Below are 15899 nucleotides of genomic sequence, written 5' to 3'. Positions count from 1 at the left end.
AGATTTCAGCGGTTAGGCACGTGCCCGAACAACCCCTGCGCTACACGAACGCGCTGTTCGGCATCTTCGGTAATGCCGTCCTTCGCCAGTGCTTCGATGTGCGCTTCGATGGCATGGGTGCGCTGGGTCAGGCCGCAGTCGTTGGCAATCTGGATGTTCAGGCCCGGGCGGGCGTTAAGTTCCAGAATCAGCGGGCCTTTGTCCTGGTCCAGCACCATGTCCACGCCAATGTAGCCCAGGCCGCACAGCTCATAGCAGCCGGCCGCCAGCTTCATGAAGCCGTCCCAGTTCGGCAGTTGCACGCCGTCCACCGCATTGGTGGTGTCCGGGTGCTTGCTGATGATGTTGTTCAGCCAGGTACCGCGCAGGGTCACGCCGGTGGCTAGGTCGACACCCACGCCGATGGCGCCCTGGTGCAGGTTGGCCTTGCCGCCGGACTGGCGGGTCGGCAGGCGCAGCATGGCCATGACCGGGTAGCCCATCAGCACGATGATGCGGATGTCCGGCACGCCTTCGTAGCTGATGCTCTTGAAGATCTGGTCGGGGGTGACCCGGTATTCGATCAGTGCGCGGTCGCGGTGGCCGCCCAGCGAGTACAGGCCGGTGAGGATGCTCGAAATCTGGTGCTCGATTTCCTCATGGCTGATGATCCTCCCCGACACGGTGCGGTAGCGGTCCTCGAAGCGGTCAGCGATGACCAGGATGCCATCACCGCCGGCACCCTGCGCCGGCTTGATGACGAAGTCGCTGCGCCCGCCAATGATCTGGTCGAGCTTTTCAATCTCTTTTTCGGTCTCGATGATGCCGTACATTTCCGGCACATGGATGCCGGCCGCCAGGGCACGCTCCTTGGTGATGATCTTGTCGTCGACGATCGGGTACAGGTGGCGCTTGTTGTACTTCAACACGTAGTCCGCGTTGCGCCGGTTGATACCCATGATGCCCCGGGCCTCCAGGGCTTTCCACGTCTTGATCAGGCCAAACATCAGGCGTCAGCCTTCTTCAGGAATGCCTTGAAGCGCACGAGCTCGGTGAGGCGGTAGCCGCGGTAGCGGCCCATCGCCAGCATGAAGCCCACCAGGATCAACAACACGGCAGGGAAGGTGAACACGAAGTACACCAGTTCCGGCACCATCATCAGCAGGTGCGCAAGCGATGCGGCGAACAGGGTGCCGATGGCCACTTTCATGGCATGGCCACCGCCACGTTCTTCCCAGGTAATGGACAGGCGTTCGATGGTCATGGTCAGGATCACCATCGGGAACAATGCCACCGACAGCCCGCGCTCCAGGCCCAGCTTGTGGCTGAACAGGCTGATGGCGGCGATCAGCACCACGACAAAGGTGAGTACCACCGACAGGCGCGGCAGCATCTGCAGCTTGAGGTGTTCCAGGTACGAGCGCAGTGACAGGCCCAAGGCCGTGATGACCGTGAACAGCACGATGCCGAAGCCCAGCTGGGTCTCGCGGAAGGCCAGGGCGATCAGCACCGGGGTGAAGGTGCCCAGGGTCTGCAGGCCGATCAGGTTGCGCAATACCAGGATCACCAGCACGCCGATCGGGATCATCACCATGATCATGAAGGTTTGCTGGGTTTGCAGCGGCAAGCCGTACAGCGAGTATTCGAGGAAGTCGGCGTCGGTGTTCTCGTCGGTCAGCTTGGCCAGGCGGATGGCGTTCATCTCGCTGTTGTTCATGCTGAAGGTGACGTTGGCCTTCTTGCCGCCATCGACGGTAATCAGGTTGTCGTCACCGGTCCACCACAGCAGGCGGTCGCTGGGCAGGCCCTGCTCGCCGGTGTCCGGGTTGAAGTACAGCCAGTCGTTACCGTTGAAGCTGCGCAGCCACAGCTCAGGGGTTTGCGGGGTATCGGCCACCAGGCGGATGGTGTGCACCTTCTCCATCGGCACATGGGCGATCGACAGCAGCAGGTCGATGATCTGGGCCTTTTTCATTGGCGAGGTGTCGCCGGCCAGCAGCAGCTTGACGTTGTCGTCGTTGAGGTTGTTGACCCGCTTGATGGTCTCGCTGACGAAGGTCTCGACGTCGGCGGAGTGCTGGCGAATCGGCGCCATCAGGGCTTCGGCGGCAATCTTCTCGGGGCCTTCGATCGCCAGGCTGTCACGGAAGGTCGGGCCTTTGACGGTGGTCTTCTCGTTGCTGTAGCGCTTGGTCAGCACCAGGCGGTAGTACAGGGTCTGGTTGCCGCTGGCGCGGCGGGCCGACCAGGTAACCTTGCGGTTGCCGTCGGCGCGGTTGACGCTGACCCCGTAGTTGTTGGAGATGAAGCTCTCGTTAAGGCTGACGTAGTCGCGGTTCAGCGGTGGCACGAACATCTGCACCTTGACCGGGTCCTTGGTGCTGGCCACGAACTCGACCTTGGCGTCGATGTTCCACAGGTCGTCGGTTTCATCCTCGGTCACCGGGATGCCGAGGAAGAAGATCTGATAAGCCGTGACCGCCACGCCCAGTAGCACCAGGACGGTGATCAGGACTTTCAGATGGAGGGTAAGAGAGCGCATCGGGATTACTCTGCTTTGGGAGCGTCGGTGGCACAGGCAGGTTTGCCGGCCGCATATTTAAGGCTTGGGTCGACCAGCGCGTCGAAGTGCTTGAGCGCCTCGGAGCCGATCAGCAGCGGGAACTGGAACGCGCTGCGGTCGGTGAGGTTGACTTCGATGGTGCGCATGGCCTGGCCCAGGCAGATTTCGAGTTCGATGACCGGGCGGGCGGTATAGGCCTTGCCCGATTCGGCATCATAGTCGCCGGCCCGGCGCTTGATCTTGCTCACGCGTGCCAGTGGGCGCTCGATCGGGTGCGAGTGCGCCGCATCGATGGCCAGGTAGAAGCGCACCCAGCTTTCGCCGTTGCGCTTGAAACGCTTGATGTCGCGGGCGCTGAGCGATGCGGTCTTGGCACCGGTGTCGAGCTTGGCGGCCACTTCCAGGTCCAGGTCGCCCAGGCGGGCGTATTCGTTGAGACCATACACGGTCTTGCCCGCCGCCTGGCCAAGGGCCGGTAGCAGGGTGAGGTATAGCAGCAATAAAACGGGTGTAAGTCTCATAATCCTGGCGCGGTGCGGTGCAAGGTTCGGGCTATGTTAAGGGCAAGGCGACTGGCAACGACTGCGCAAGCTTCCTCGTTTATCTGTCAACAAGCATGAATGGATGACAGACAGGCTATCCATACCCCATCGGAGGCGCGGCATTCTATCACGCCGACGTCTTGACGCCAGCGGTGCGCGATCTGACAGCATCGAGAGGGTGATAGTTCGTTCTTAGATGATTGTCGACAATATTCATTTTGTCTTTGACTTGGAGGGCTCTGTTCGTTAATTTCTGGCGAAGAGTTTTTCAAGGTGTCGACAATATGCAGGACCTTTCCACCCCCAGCCCGGTGCAGGCAGACGAAACGGAAACCCTTTCCGAAAACGTCTTCCGGCGCATCCAGGCGGCCATCGTCAAAGGTGAAATCGCCCCTGGCAGCAAGATCTCCGAGCCGGAGCTGGCGCGCACCTATGGCATCAGCCGCGGGCCGCTGCGCGAGGCCATTCACCGCCTTGAAGGCCAGCGCCTGCTGGTGCGCGTGCCGCATGTGGGGGCGCGGGTTGTGTCACTCAACCACGCCGAGCTGATCGAGCTGTATGAAATCCGTGAATCGCTCGAAGGCATGGCCTGCCGGCTGGCCGCCGAGCGCATGAGCCAGGCAGACATCGACGAGCTGCGCCGGGTGCTCGACACCCACGAGCGCGATGCCGCGTTCCAGGCCGGCCTGGGTTATTACCAGCAGGAAGGCGACTACGACTTCCATTACCGGATTATCCAGGGCAGCGGCAACCAGACCCTGGTCAAGATGCTGTGTGGCGAGCTGTACCAGCTGGTGCGCATGTACCGCATCCAGTTCTCGGCCACGCCCAACCGCCCACGCCAGGCGTTTTCCGAGCACCACCGCATTCTCGATGCCATCGCCGACCGTGACGGCGAACTGGCCGAACTCCTGATGCGCCGCCACATCGGCGCGTCCAAGCGCAATATCGAGCGTCACTACCTGGACGCCCACAACAACAGCCCACGAGGTGAGAAATGACTGTGAAGAGCACCCCCGGTCAGCGTTTCCGCGATGCCGTTGCCGCTGAGCACCCGCTGCAGGTGGTTGGCACCATCAACGCCAACCATGCCCTGCTGGCCAAGCGCGCCGGCTTCAAGGCCATCTACCTGTCCGGTGGCGGCGTGGCCGCCGGCTCCCTGGGCCTGCCGGACCTGGGCATCAGTGGCCTGGACGACGTGCTCACTGACGTGCGCCGTATCACCGACGTGTGCGACCTGCCGTTGCTGGTGGATGTCGACACCGGCTTCGGTGCCTCGGCCTTCAACGTTGCCCGCACCGTGCGTTCGATGAGCAAGTTCGGTGCTGCCGCCATCCATATCGAGGACCAGGTGGGCGCCAAGCGCTGTGGTCACCGCCCGAACAAGGAAATCGTCAGCCAGCAGGAAATGGTCGACCGCATCAAGGCCGCCGTCGATGCCCGCACTGATGACAGCTTCGTGATCATGGCGCGTACCGATGCCCTGGCCGTCGAAGGCCTGAACGCGGCCCTGGACCGTGCCGAGGCCTGTATCGAAGCGGGCGCCGACATGATCTTCCCGGAAGCCATCACCGAACTGCAGATGTACAAGACGTTCGCTGACCGGGTGAAGGCACCGATCCTGGCCAACATCACCGAGTTCGGCGCCACGCCGCTGTACACCACCGAAGAGCTGGCCTCGGTTGACGTGTCGCTGGTGCTGTACCCGCTGTCGGCGTTCCGTGCCATGAACAAGGCAGCCGAGAATGTGTACACCGCGCTGCGCCGCGACGGCACGCAGAAAAACGTGATCGACACCATGCAGACCCGCATGGAGCTCTACGATGCCATTGGTTACCACGCCTTCGAGCAGAGCCTCGATGCGCTGTTTGCCCAGAAGAAGGGCTGAGCAACACCCCGAATTAGCCAGAAAGCATCCATAACAAATTCAAGAAAGGAGAATCACCGTGGCCGAAGCAAAAGTACTCAGTGGTGCAGGCCTGCGCGGCCAAGTGGCTGGCCAGACCGCACTGTCGACCGTGGGCCAGGCCGGTGCCGGGCTGACCTACCGTGGTTATGACGTGCGTGACCTGGCGGCCGGTGCCGAATTCGAAGAAGTCGCCTACCTGCTGCTGTACGGCGAGCTGCCAACCCAGGCCGAGCTGGCGGATTACAAGCGCAAGCTCAAGGGCCTGCGTGACCTGCCGCAAGCACTGAAGGAAGTGCTGGAGCGCATCCCGCGTGACGCTCACCCGATGGACGTGATGCGCACGGGTTGCTCCGTGCTGGGCACCCTGGAGCCCGAGCTCACCTTCGAGGCCCAGCGCGACAAGACTGACCGCTTGCTGGCACTGTTCCCGGCCGTGATGTGCTACTGGTACCGCTTCACCCATGAGGGTGTGCGCATCGATTGCACCAGCGACGAAGACACCCTCGGTGGCCACTTCCTGCACCTGCTGCATGGCAAGAAGCCGAGCGCGCTGCACGTCAAGGTGATGAACGTGTCGCTGATCCTCTACGCCGAGCACGAGTTCAACGCCTCGACCTTCACTGCCCGCGTCTGTGCCTCGACCCTGTCCGACCTGTACTCCTGCGTCACCGCTGCCATCGGCTCGCTGCGCGGCCCGCTGCACGGCGGTGCCAATGAGGCGGCCATGGAGCTGATCGAGCGTTTCCAGAGCCCGCAGGACGCCACCGCCGAGCTGCTGCGCATGCTGGAGCGCAAGGACAAGATCATGGGCTTTGGCCACGCGATCTACAAAGAGTCCGACCCGCGCAACGAGGTGATCAAGGGCTGGTCGAAGCAGTTGGCCGACGAAGTGGGTGACAAGGTGCTGTACCCGGTTTCCGAAGCCATCGACAAGACCATGTGGGAGCAGAAACGCCTGTTCCCCAATGCCGATTTCTACCATGCTTCGGCGTACCACTTCATGGGCATTCCGACCAAGCTGTTCACCCCGATCTTCGTCTGCTCGCGCCTGACCGGCTGGGCGGCGCATGTCTTCGAGCAGCGCGCCAACAACCGCATCATCCGCCCGAGTGCCGAATATGTCGGCGTCGAGCAGCGCCAGTTCGTGCCGATCGAACAGCGCTGAACAGAAATAGAGAGGCAACCCGTTTCCCCTGTGGGAGCGGGCTTGCCCGCGAATGCGCCCGACCGGGCAACAGCGGAGCACCTGCTGACGCATGCGCGGGCAAGCCCGCTCCTACAAGGGTGCGGCGGAGCTTTCCGAATCCTTGACCGAGCCTGAACAATGAATACTGCATACCGCAAAAACCTGCCAGGCACCGACCTGGACTACTTCGATGCCCGTGCGGCGGTCGAGGCGATCAAGCCCGGCGCCTACGACGGCCTGCCATACACCTCCCGCGTGCTCGCCGAAAACCTGGTGCGCCGCTGCGATCCGGCCACCCTCGATGCCTCGCTGAGCCAACTGATCGAGCGCAAGCGCGACCTCGACTTCCCTTGGTTCCCGGCCCGCGTGGTGTGCCACGACATCCTCGGCCAGACCGCGCTAGTCGACCTGGCCGGCCTGCGTGATGCCATTGCCGACAAAGGCGGTGACCCGGCCGCGGTCAACCCGGTGGTGCCGGTGCAGCTGATCGTCGACCACTCGCTGGCCGTCGAGTGCGGTGGCTTCGACCCGCAGGCGTTCGAAAAGAACCGCGCCATCGAAGACCGCCGCAACGAAGACCGCTTCCACTTCATCAACTGGACCAAGAAAGCGTTCAAGAACGTCGACGTGATCCAGCCGGGCAACGGCATCATGCACCAGATCAACCTGGAGAAGATGTCGCCAGTCATCCACAACGACCGTGGCGTGGCCTACCCGGACACCTGCGTCGGCACCGACAGCCACACGCCCCATGTCGACGCCCTGGGCGTAATCGCCATAGGCGTCGGCGGGCTGGAAGCCGAGAACGTGATGCTGGGCCGTGCCTCGTGGATGCGCCTGCCGGAAATTGTCGGCGTCGAACTGACCGGCAAGCTGGCACCGAACATCACCGCCACCGACCTGGTGCTGGCCCTGACCGAGTTCCTGCGCAAGCAGAAAGTCGTTGGCGCGTACCTGGAGTTCCATGGCGAGGGTGCCCGTGCCCTGACCTTGGGCGACCGCGCCACCATCTCCAACATGGCCCCGGAATACGGCGCCACTGCAGCCATGTTCGCCATTGACCAGCAGACCATCGATTACCTGCGCCTGACCGGTCGCGAAGAGCAGCAGGTCAAGCTGGTCGAGACCTACGCCAAGGCCGCCGGCCTGTGGGCCGACAGCCTGGGCGCCGCCGTCTACGAGCGCACCCTGAGCTTCGACCTGTCGAGCGTGGTGCGCAACATGGCCGGGCCGTCCAACCCACACGCACGCGTGGCCACCAGCGACCTGGCGGCCAAAGGCATCGCCGGCAGTTGGGAAGAAGTACCGGGGCAAATGCCTGACGGCGCGGTGATCATCGCCGCCATCACCAGCTGCACCAACACCAGCAACCCGCGCAACGTGATTGCCGCAGGCCTGCTGGCGCGCAATGCCAACAAGCTGGGCCTGGCCCGCAAACCCTGGGTCAAGTCGTCGCTGGCACCGGGCTCCAAGGCCGTGCAGCTGTACCTGGAAGAGGCGGGGCTGGAGAAGGAGCTGGAGCAACTGGGCTTTGGTATCGTCGCCTTTGCCTGCACCACCTGCAACGGCATGTCCGGCGCCCTGGACCCGGTAATCCAGCAAGAAATCATCGACCGCGACCTGTACGCCACCGCCGTGCTGTCGGGTAACCGTAACTTCGACGGGCGTATCCACCCGTATGCCAAGCAGGCCTTCCTGGCGTCCCCGCCACTGGTGGTGGCCTATGCCATTGCCGGCACCATCCGCTTCGATATCGAGAAGGATGTGCTGGGTGTGGTCGATGGCAAGGAAATCCGCCTCAAGGATATCTGGCCGAGCGATGAAGAGATCGACGCCGTGGTGCGTGCTGCGGTCAAGCCAGAGCAGTTCCGCAAGGTGTACATCCCGATGTTCGCCATCGAGGAAGACCGTGGACCGAAGGTGGCGCCGCTGTACGACTGGCGCCCGATGAGCACCTACATCCGCCGCCCGCCCTATTGGGAAGGTGCCCTGGCCGGTGAGCGCACCCTGCGCGGCATGCGCCCGCTGGCGGTGTTGCCGGACAACATCACCACCGACCACCTGTCGCCGTCCAACGCCATCATGCTCGACAGTGCCGCTGGCGAGTACCTGGCGAAAATGGGCTTGCCGGAAGAAGACTTCAACTCCTACGCCACCCACCGTGGCGACCACCTGACCGCCCAGCGTGCCACCTTCGCCAACCCCAAGCTGTTCAACGAAATGGTGCGCAAGGAAGACGGCAGCGTAAGGCAGGGTTCGCTGGCGCGTATCGAGCCGGAAGGCAAGGTCACCCGCATGTGGGAAGCCATCGAAACCTACATGCAGCGCAAGCAGCCGCTGATCATCGTGGCCGGCGCCGATTACGGCCAGGGTTCGTCCCGTGACTGGGCGGCCAAGGGCGTGCGGTTGGCGGGTGTCGAGGCGATCGTGGCCGAAGGCTTCGAGCGCATTCACCGTACCAACCTGGTGGGCATGGGCGTGCTGCCGCTGGAGTTCAAGCCGGGCACCGACCGCAAGACCCTGGGCCTGGACGGTAGCGAGACGTATGACGTTCTGGGCGCGCGTACGCCGCGGGCGACTCTGACCCTGATGGTTACCCGCAGCAATGGTGAGCGCCTGGAAGTGCCGGTGACCTGCCGCCTGGATACCGCCGAGGAAGTGTCGATCTACGAGGCGGGTGGCGTGCTGCAGCGTTTTGCCCAGGACTTCCTCGAAGCAACCGCTTGAACAGGACTTGAACATGGCACATGTACCGCAAGTAAAAATCCCCGCCACCTACATCCGTGGCGGCACCAGCAAGGGTGTGTTCTTCCGCCTGCAAGACCTGCCCGAGCAGGCGCAAATCCCGGGGCCGGCCCGCGATGCGCTGCTGTTGCGGGTAATCGGTAGCCCCGACCCTTACGGCAAGCAGATCGACGGCATGGGCGGTGCCACCTCCAGCACCAGCAAGACCGTGATCCTGTCGCGAAGCATCAAGCCCGGGCATGATGTGGACTACCTGTTCGGCCAGGTCAGTATCGACAAGGCGTTTGTCGACTGGAGCGGCAACTGCGGCAACCTGTCTGCGGCGGTCGGTTCGTTCGCCATCAGCAGTGGCCTGGTGAGCGCGGCGCGCATTCCACGCAACGGTATCGCCACGGTGCGCATCTGGCAGGCCAACATCGGCAAGACCATCATCGCCCATGTGCCGATCACCGAAGGTGAAGTGCAGGAAACCGGCGATTTCGAGCTGGACGGGGTGACCTTCCCGGCGGCCGAGGTGCAGCTGGAGTTTCTCGACCCGGCAGCCGACGAAGACGGTGACGGCGGTTCGATGTTCCCGACCGGTAACCTGGTCGATGAGCTGGAGGTGCCGGGCGTAGGCACGTTCAAGGCCACCCTGATCAACGCCGGCATTCCTACCATCTTTGTCAATGCGGCCGATATCGGTTGCACCGGTGCTGAACTGCAGGATGCCATCAACGGGGACCCTCAGGCGCTGCTGCGCTTCGAGACCATTCGCGCTTACGGTGCCGTGCGCATGGGCCTTATTGAAAACGTCGACCAGGCAGCCGGACGTCAGCACACACCAAAAGTGGCGTTCGTTGCGCCGCCGAGCACCTACACTGCGTCCAGTGGCAAGGCGGTGCAAGCGGGTGATATCGACCTGCTGGTGCGCGCCTTGTCCATGGGTAAGCTGCACCATGCGATGATGGGGACGGCTGCGGTGGCGATTGGCACTGCGGCGGCCATTCCGGGCACGCTGGTCAACCTCGCGGCTGGCGGGGGGGAGCGTAGCGCCGTGCGTTTCGGCCACCCCTCGGGCACCTTGCGGGTCGGGGCCGAGGCGCGTCAGGTGAATGGTGAGTGGACAGTGACCAAGGCAATCATGAGCCGCAGTGCTCGCGTGCTGATGGAGGGCTGGGTTCGCGTGCCTGGCGATAGCTTCTAACGCACCAATGGCGCTCGGCTTCAAGAGGGGCTGCACAGCAGCCCCCTTTCACAGGAGCTGCATATGAGCGCCAACGTTGACCTGAACGACCGCCCGGACTACGACCGAGTGCTGCAAACCCTGGCCGACTACGCCCTCGGCTACCGGGTCGATTCCGCCGAAGCCCTCGACACCGCACGCAACTGCCTGATGGACACCTTGGGCTGCGGCCTGCTGGCCCTGCGCTTTCCCGAATGTACCAAACTGCTCGGTCCTCAGGTTGAAGGCACGTTGGTGCCCAATGGTGCCCGCGTCCCCGGTACCGCCTACCGGCTCGACCCGGTCAAGGCGGCCTGGGACATTGGCTGCACCGTGCGCTGGCTGGATTACAACGACACCTGGCTGGCAGCCGAATGGGCTCACCCCTCGGACAACCTGGGCGGTATCCTGGCCGTTGCCGATCACCTGTCGCAGAAGCGTGTGGCCGCTGGTGAAAAACCGCTGCTGATGCGTGATGTGCTCGAAGCCATGGTCATGGCCCATGAGATCCAGGGTGTGCTGGCACTGGAAAACGCGTTCAACCGTGTCGGTCTCGATCATGTCATTTTGGTGAAAGTGGCCTCGACTGCCGTGTGCGCCAGGTTGATGGGCGCCAACCGCGAACAGATGCTCTCGGCGTTGTCCCATGCCTTCGTCGATGGCCAGGCCCTGCGCACCTATCGGCATGCGCCCAATGCCGGCTCACGCAAGTCCTGGGCGGCGGGTGATGCGTCCAGCCGTGGCGTGCGCCTGGCCGATATCGCCCTGCGCGGTGAGATGGGCGTACCGGGTGTGCTCACGGCCCCACAGTGGGGCTTCTACGACGTATCGTTCAGCCATACCAACAAGGACCTGGCGCTCAAGCCCGCCGGGCAGTACGAACTGCGTCTGCCTCAGGCCCTGGGCAGCTACGTGATGGAAAATGTGCTGTTCAAGGTCAGCTTCCCCGCCGAATTTCACGCCCAGACTGCCTGCGAAGCGGCGGTCACCCTGCACCCACGGGTGCGTAACCGCCTGCATGAAATCGACCGCATCGTCATCACCACCCAGGAGTCGGCAATCCGCATCATTTCCAAGAGCGGCCCGCTGGCCAATGCCGCTGACCGTGACCACTGTTTGCAGTACATGGTGGCAGTGCCGTTGATCTTCGGGCATCTGGTGGCGGAGCACTATGAAGACACCTTCCATGCCAACCACCCCAGCATCGACCGCCTGCGCGAGAAGATGGAAGTGGTGGAAGACCCGCGCTTCAGCCGCGAGTACCTCGAGCCGGACAAGCGCTCGATCGCCAATGCGCTGCAGGTGTTCTTCACGGATGGCAGCAGTACCGAGCAGGTGGTGGTGGAATACCCGATCGGGCACCGGCGGCGGCGAGGGGAGGGCATACCCCTGCTGGAGGCCAAGTTCAGGGCCAACCTGGCAACGCGGTTTGCGCGGCAGCGGTGTGGGGAGGTGCTGGAAGTGTGCAAGGACCAGCAAATGCTGGAAGCGATGGCGGTGCACCGCTTTGTGGATTTGTTCGTGATCTGAGCGGGTGTGAGCAGGCAAATGAAAAAGCCCCGGCATCGCTGCCGGGGCTTTCTTTTACAGCGTGTAACTCAGCTTACGCCTGAACCACCGGGATCTTGGCGTTGGCTGCCGCTTCGCGGAACTCGGCGATCTGGTCGAAGCTCAGGTAGCGGTAAACGTCGGCAGCCATGCTGTCGATGTCTTTCGCGTACTGCATGTACTCTTCGACGGTCGGCAGCTTGCCGATGATCGAAGCGACAGCAGCCAGCTCGGCCGATGCCAGGTACACGTTGGTGGCGTCGCCCAGACGGTTCGGGAAGTTACGGGTCGAGGTGGAGACCACGGTCGAACCGGTCTGAACACGTGCCTGGTTACCCATGCACAGCGAGCAGCCTGGCATTTCCATGCGCGCACCGGCCTTACCGTAGATGCCGTAGTAGCCTTCTTCGGTCAGCTGGTGGGCGTCCATCTTGGTTGGCGGGGCCAGCCACAGACGGGTCGGAATACCGCCCTTGACCTTTTCCAGCAGCTTGCCGGCAGCGCGGAAGTGACCGATGTTGGTCATGCACGAGCCGATGAACACTTCGTCGATCTTCTCGCCCTGTACCGAAGACAGCAGGCGGGCATCGTCCGGGTCGTTCGGCGCGCAGAGCACAGGCTCTTTGACGTCGGCCAGGTCGATTTCGATGATTTCGGCGTATTCGGCATCGGCGTCGGCCGACAGCAGCTCAGGCTTGGCCAGCCAGGCTTCCATGGCCTGGGCGCGGCGCTCCAGGGTGCGGGCATCGCCGTAGCCTTCGCCGATCATCCAGCGCAGCAGGGTGATGTTGGACTGCAGGTACTCGGCGATGGCCTTCTCTGGCAGTTTGATGGTGCAACCGGCAGCAGAACGCTCAGCCGAGGCGTCGGACAGCTCGAAGGCTTGCTCGACGGTCAGTTCGTCCAGGCCTTCGATTTCCAGGATGCGGCCGGAGAAGGCGTTTTTCTTGCCTTTCTTCTCGACGGTCAGCAGGCCTTGCTGGATGGCGTAGTAAGGGATCGCATGCACCAGGTCACGCAGGGTGATGCCAGGTTGCAGTTTGCCCTTGAAGCGCACCAGGATCGACTCTGGCATGTCCAGCGGCATGACGCCGGTGGCAGCGGCGAAGGCTACCAGGCCGGAACCGGCCGGGAACGAGATGCCGATCGGGAAGCGGGTGTGCGAGTCGCCACCGGTACCCACGGTGTCAGGCATCAGCATGCGGTTCAGCCAGCTGTGGATGATGCCGTCGCCCGGGCGCAGCGACACGCCGCCACGGGTGCGGATGAAGTCTGGCAGGGTGTGGTGGGTGGTGACGTCGATCGGCTTCGGATAGGCCGCGGTGTGGCAGAACGACTGCATGACCAGGTCAGCGGAGAAGCCCAGGCAAGCCAGGTCTTTCAGCTCGTCACGGGTCATCGGGCCAGTGGTGTCCTGGGAGCCGACGGTGGTCATCTTAGGCTCGCAGTAGGCACCCGGGCGCACGCCCTGGCCTTCTGGCAGGCCACAGGCACGGCCGACCATCTTCTGCGCCAGGGTGAAGCCCTTGCCGGTGTCGGCAGGCTGCTCTGGCTTCTTGAACAGGTCCGATGGGCCCTGGCCCAGCTCGGCGCGTGCTTTTTCGGTCAGGCCACGGCCGACGATCAGCGGGATGCGGCCGCCAGCGCGGACTTCATCCAGCAATACTTCGGTTTTCAGCGCGAACTCGGTAACCAGCTCGTCGCTGCCGTGGCGGCGCACTTCACCTTTGAACGGGTACACGTCGATGACGTCGCCCATGGCCAGGTTGGTGCAGTCGAATTCGATCGGCAGGGCGCCGGCGTCTTCCATGGTGTTGTAGAAGATCGGGGCGATCTTGGTGCCGAAGCAGAAGCCGCCGGCGCGCTTGTTCGGCACGTACGGGATGTCGTCACCGAAGAACCACAGCACCGAGTTGGTGGCGGATTTACGCGACGAACCGGTACCGACCACGTCACCGACGTAGGCAACCGGGAAGCCTTTGGCCTTGACGGCTTCGATCTGGGCCAGCGGGCCGACCGAACCTGGCTGCGACGGCTCGATGCCGTCACGGGCCATTTTCAGCATGGCCAGGGCGTGCAGCGGGATGTCAGGGCGCGACCAGGCGTCCGGGGCAGGGGACAGGTCGTCGGTGTTGGTCTCGCCAGGCACCTTGAACACGGTCAGGGTGTACTTGTCGGCGATGGCCGGGCGCGAGGTGAACCACTCGCCGGCAGCCCAGGACTCCAGCACGGCCTTGGCGTGGACGTTGCCCGCCTTGGCTTTTTCGGCCACGTCGTGGAAGGCATCGAACATCAGCAGGGTGTGCTTGAGCTGTTCGGCCGCGACGGCGCCCAGTTCGGCGTCATCCAGCAGTGCGACCAGCGTTTCGATGTTGTAGCCGCCCTGCATGGTGCCCAGCAGTTCGGTGGCGTGCTTGCGGTCGATCAGTGGCGACTTGGCTTCGCCCTTGGCGACGGCGGAGAGGAAAGCAGCCTTGACGTAGGCAGCTTCGTCGACCCCTGGCGGTACGCGGTTGGTGATCAGGTCTACGAGGAAGGCTTCTTCGCCGGCCGGCGGGTTTTTCAGCAGCTCGACCAGGCCTGCAGTTTGTTCGGCGTTCAGCGGCTGGGGCACGATACCCAGGGCGGCACGCTCTTCGATGTGTTTGCGGTAGGCTTCAAGCACAGTTATTTCCCTCATCAGTGGTCCCTAAAGGGGGTCCGGGACGCTCATCCAGCATTCCATGCACCCATGCGCTGCTACGGCTTTGTGGGCCGCCCAGCCAGGGTCGCAAAGAATCCTTACAGAAGCTGCTTTCAAAGTTTTACGCCTGCAGAACGGGGAGCTGATGAGGGCTGGCGCGGGCATGCGAGGGGTGCATGGCCCGGGCCAACGCCGTTCTACCGGATTAACTGTGCTCGTGACGCTTTGAAAACAGCTTCCAACGGACATTGTTGCCTTTGAAAAGGCGGGATGATTCTACGGCAAAAAAAGCCTGAAGGTAAGGCGCAGAAGATGACTTTAACGAGTGACCCTGGTTAGACAAAGGGCTAACATGGGGCCGTGTTCCACCGCCAAGCTGTTGTTTTTCATGTCCAACAAGTCCATCAAGACCCCTTGTGTCGGCCTGTGCTCCACGGTGTACGGAGACACGGTGTGCCGTGGCTGCAAGCGCTTCCACCACGAAGTGATCAACTGGAACGGCTACGACGACGCGCAGAAGCGCGCGGTATGGCTGCGCCTTGAGCAGTTGCTGGTGCAGGTGATGATGGCCAAGCTGGAGGTGTTCGACAAAGGCTTGCTGCGCCAGCAGCTGGAACAGCGCTCCATCCGCTTTGTCGAGCAGCAGTCGGCGTATTGCTGGGCGTACCAGTTGATTGCCCGTGGGGCGCGGATGATCCGGGACCTTGAGGCCTATGGCATGGTCTTGCTGCCAGAGTTCCGTGACTGGGAACTGCCGCAATTGCGCGATGCCATCGACCGCGAATTCTTCCTGCTTTCAGAAGCGCATTATCAGCGCTACATCGCGCCAAGTTTCCTGCGTGATGCCTTGCAGTCGGGGCAAGGCTGAAACTATTTGATAAAGCTGCTGGCCTCTTCGCGGGCAAGCCGGCTCCGACAGCATTACCACTGCTCTTGATGGCGTGATGTACCTGTGGGAGCGGGCTTGCCCGCGAAGAGGCCAGTGAAGCGACCGAATCAGTCGCCGGTGTATTCACACCCGCTGGTGCAGGTTTCGTGGATGCGCACCTTCGACAGCTCTGGCATCAGCGGTTTGACCTGCTCCCAGATCCACTTGGCGATCACTTCACTGGTGGGGTTTTCCAGGCCCGGGATGTCGTTCAGGTAGTTGTGGTCCAGCTTGTCATAGATTGGCTTGAAGATCGCCTTGACCTCGGCGAAGTCGCGAATCCAGCCGGTGTGCGGGTCCAGCGGGCCGGTCAGGTGCAGGCCGACCTTGAACGAATGGCCATGCAGGCGGCCGCATTTGTGCCCTTCAGGGACGTGGGGCAGGCGGTGAGCCGATTCGAATGTAAATTCCTTGAAGATTTCCACGCTGTCATAACTCTGTGCGAATCAATAATGCTCGCAGTCTACCAGCATGCCCGCTACAAGGCTTGCAGGTGTTCATGCAACCGCCCGGTGGTGTGGTCTTGACCTGAGCTATCATGGCGCCAGCTGTTTTCAGGTTGAATTAAGGACCGGTGGTTAATCTTAACCCCGTAGACAACTTGCACAGTTC

12 protein-coding genes are annotated in these 15899 nt (G+C 62.8%); 7 read left to right on the top strand and 5 right to left on the bottom strand.

All coding sequences use genetic code 11. The features are described from left to right. Positions 1 to 5 precede the first annotated feature (5 nt). Genes ACF8MI_RS19665 through ACF8MI_RS19655 form a run of 3 tightly spaced genes read right to left on the bottom strand, consistent with a single transcriptional unit; the run spans position 6 to position 3063 of the window. Positions 6 to 986, bottom strand: a complete 981-nt coding sequence (locus ACF8MI_RS19665; RefSeq protein WP_060498363.1) for an alpha-L-glutamate ligase-like protein — start codon at positions 984 to 986, stop codon at positions 6 to 8. Next, a complete protein-coding gene (locus ACF8MI_RS19660; RefSeq protein WP_016714745.1) occupies positions 986 to 2521 on the bottom strand; it encodes an inactive transglutaminase family protein in 1536 nt (511 codons plus the stop codon). Before ACF8MI_RS19660 ends, ACF8MI_RS19665 begins: the two co-directional genes overlap by 1 nt. A 5-nt stretch (positions 2522 to 2526) precedes the next feature. Then, positions 2527 to 3063: an ATP-dependent zinc protease gene (locus tag ACF8MI_RS19655; RefSeq protein ID WP_060498362.1), complete on the bottom strand. Its 537-nt coding sequence runs from the start codon at positions 3061 to 3063 to the stop codon at positions 2527 to 2529. A 305-nt stretch (positions 3064 to 3368) separates the two neighbouring features. Here ACF8MI_RS19655 and ACF8MI_RS19650 point away from each other — a divergent pair, with 305 nt between their 5' ends. The 6 genes from ACF8MI_RS19650 (at position 3369) to prpD (ending at position 11658) form a co-directional block, all read left to right on the top strand. After that, positions 3369 to 4085 (top strand): GntR family transcriptional regulator, encoded by a 717-nt coding sequence (locus ACF8MI_RS19650; RefSeq protein ID WP_016714744.1) that lies wholly within the window; start codon positions 3369 to 3371, stop codon positions 4083 to 4085. After that, positions 4082 to 4972, top strand: a complete 891-nt coding sequence (prpB, locus tag ACF8MI_RS19645) for a methylisocitrate lyase (RefSeq protein WP_016714743.1) — start codon at positions 4082 to 4084, stop codon at positions 4970 to 4972. The genes ACF8MI_RS19650 and prpB overlap by 4 nt, the downstream gene beginning before the upstream one ends. 58 nt (positions 4973 to 5030) lie before the next feature. Continuing rightward, entirely contained in the window at positions 5031 to 6158 is a 1128-nt protein-coding gene (gene prpC, locus ACF8MI_RS19640) for a 2-methylcitrate synthase (RefSeq protein ID WP_060498361.1), read from the top strand. A gap of 159 nt (positions 6159 to 6317) precedes the next feature. Continuing rightward, the gene (gene acnD / locus ACF8MI_RS19635) at positions 6318 to 8906 is read left to right on the top strand and encodes a Fe/S-dependent 2-methylisocitrate dehydratase AcnD (RefSeq protein WP_060498360.1); all 2589 of its coding nucleotides are present in this window, start codon (positions 6318 to 6320) and stop codon (positions 8904 to 8906) included. Positions 8907 to 8919: 13 nt separating this feature from the next. Then, positions 8920 to 10110, top strand: a complete 1191-nt coding sequence (prpF, locus tag ACF8MI_RS19630) for a 2-methylaconitate cis-trans isomerase PrpF (protein ID WP_200929251.1) — start codon at positions 8920 to 8922, stop codon at positions 10108 to 10110. Positions 10111 to 10173: 63 nt separating this feature from the next. Further along, positions 10174 to 11658 carry a 2-methylcitrate dehydratase gene (gene prpD / locus ACF8MI_RS19625; protein WP_200929252.1) on the top strand — a complete coding sequence of 495 codons (1485 nt, stop codon included), beginning with the start codon at positions 10174 to 10176 and terminating at the stop codon, positions 11656 to 11658. A gap of 73 nt (positions 11659 to 11731) precedes the next feature. Here the strand turns inward: prpD and acnB are convergent, their stop codons facing one another. Beyond that, positions 11732 to 14341, bottom strand: a complete 2610-nt coding sequence (acnB, locus tag ACF8MI_RS19620) for a bifunctional aconitate hydratase 2/2-methylisocitrate dehydratase (protein WP_060498357.1) — start codon at positions 14339 to 14341, stop codon at positions 11732 to 11734. 406 nt (positions 14342 to 14747) lie between these two features. Between acnB and ACF8MI_RS19615 the strand changes: the two genes are divergently transcribed. After that, positions 14748 to 15227 carry a DUF1289 domain-containing protein gene (locus ACF8MI_RS19615; RefSeq protein ID WP_177337094.1) on the top strand — a complete coding sequence of 160 codons (480 nt, stop codon included), beginning with the start codon at positions 14748 to 14750 and terminating at the stop codon, positions 15225 to 15227. 128 nt (positions 15228 to 15355) lie between these two features. On the opposite strand, the gene queD is transcribed toward ACF8MI_RS19615, so the two are convergent. After that, positions 15356 to 15712 (bottom strand): 6-carboxytetrahydropterin synthase QueD, encoded by a 357-nt coding sequence (gene queD, locus ACF8MI_RS19610; RefSeq protein ID WP_060498355.1) that lies wholly within the window; start codon positions 15710 to 15712, stop codon positions 15356 to 15358. Positions 15713 to 15899 lie beyond the last annotated feature (187 nt).

Origin of the sequence: Pseudomonas sp. yb_9 (assembly GCF_043103635.1) — a bacterium.
Classification (GTDB): domain Bacteria; phylum Pseudomonadota; class Gammaproteobacteria; order Pseudomonadales; family Pseudomonadaceae; genus Aquipseudomonas; species Aquipseudomonas monteilii.
Note: the sequence above shows the minus strand (reverse complement) of the source record. Positions and strands in the feature narration are given on the sequence as shown.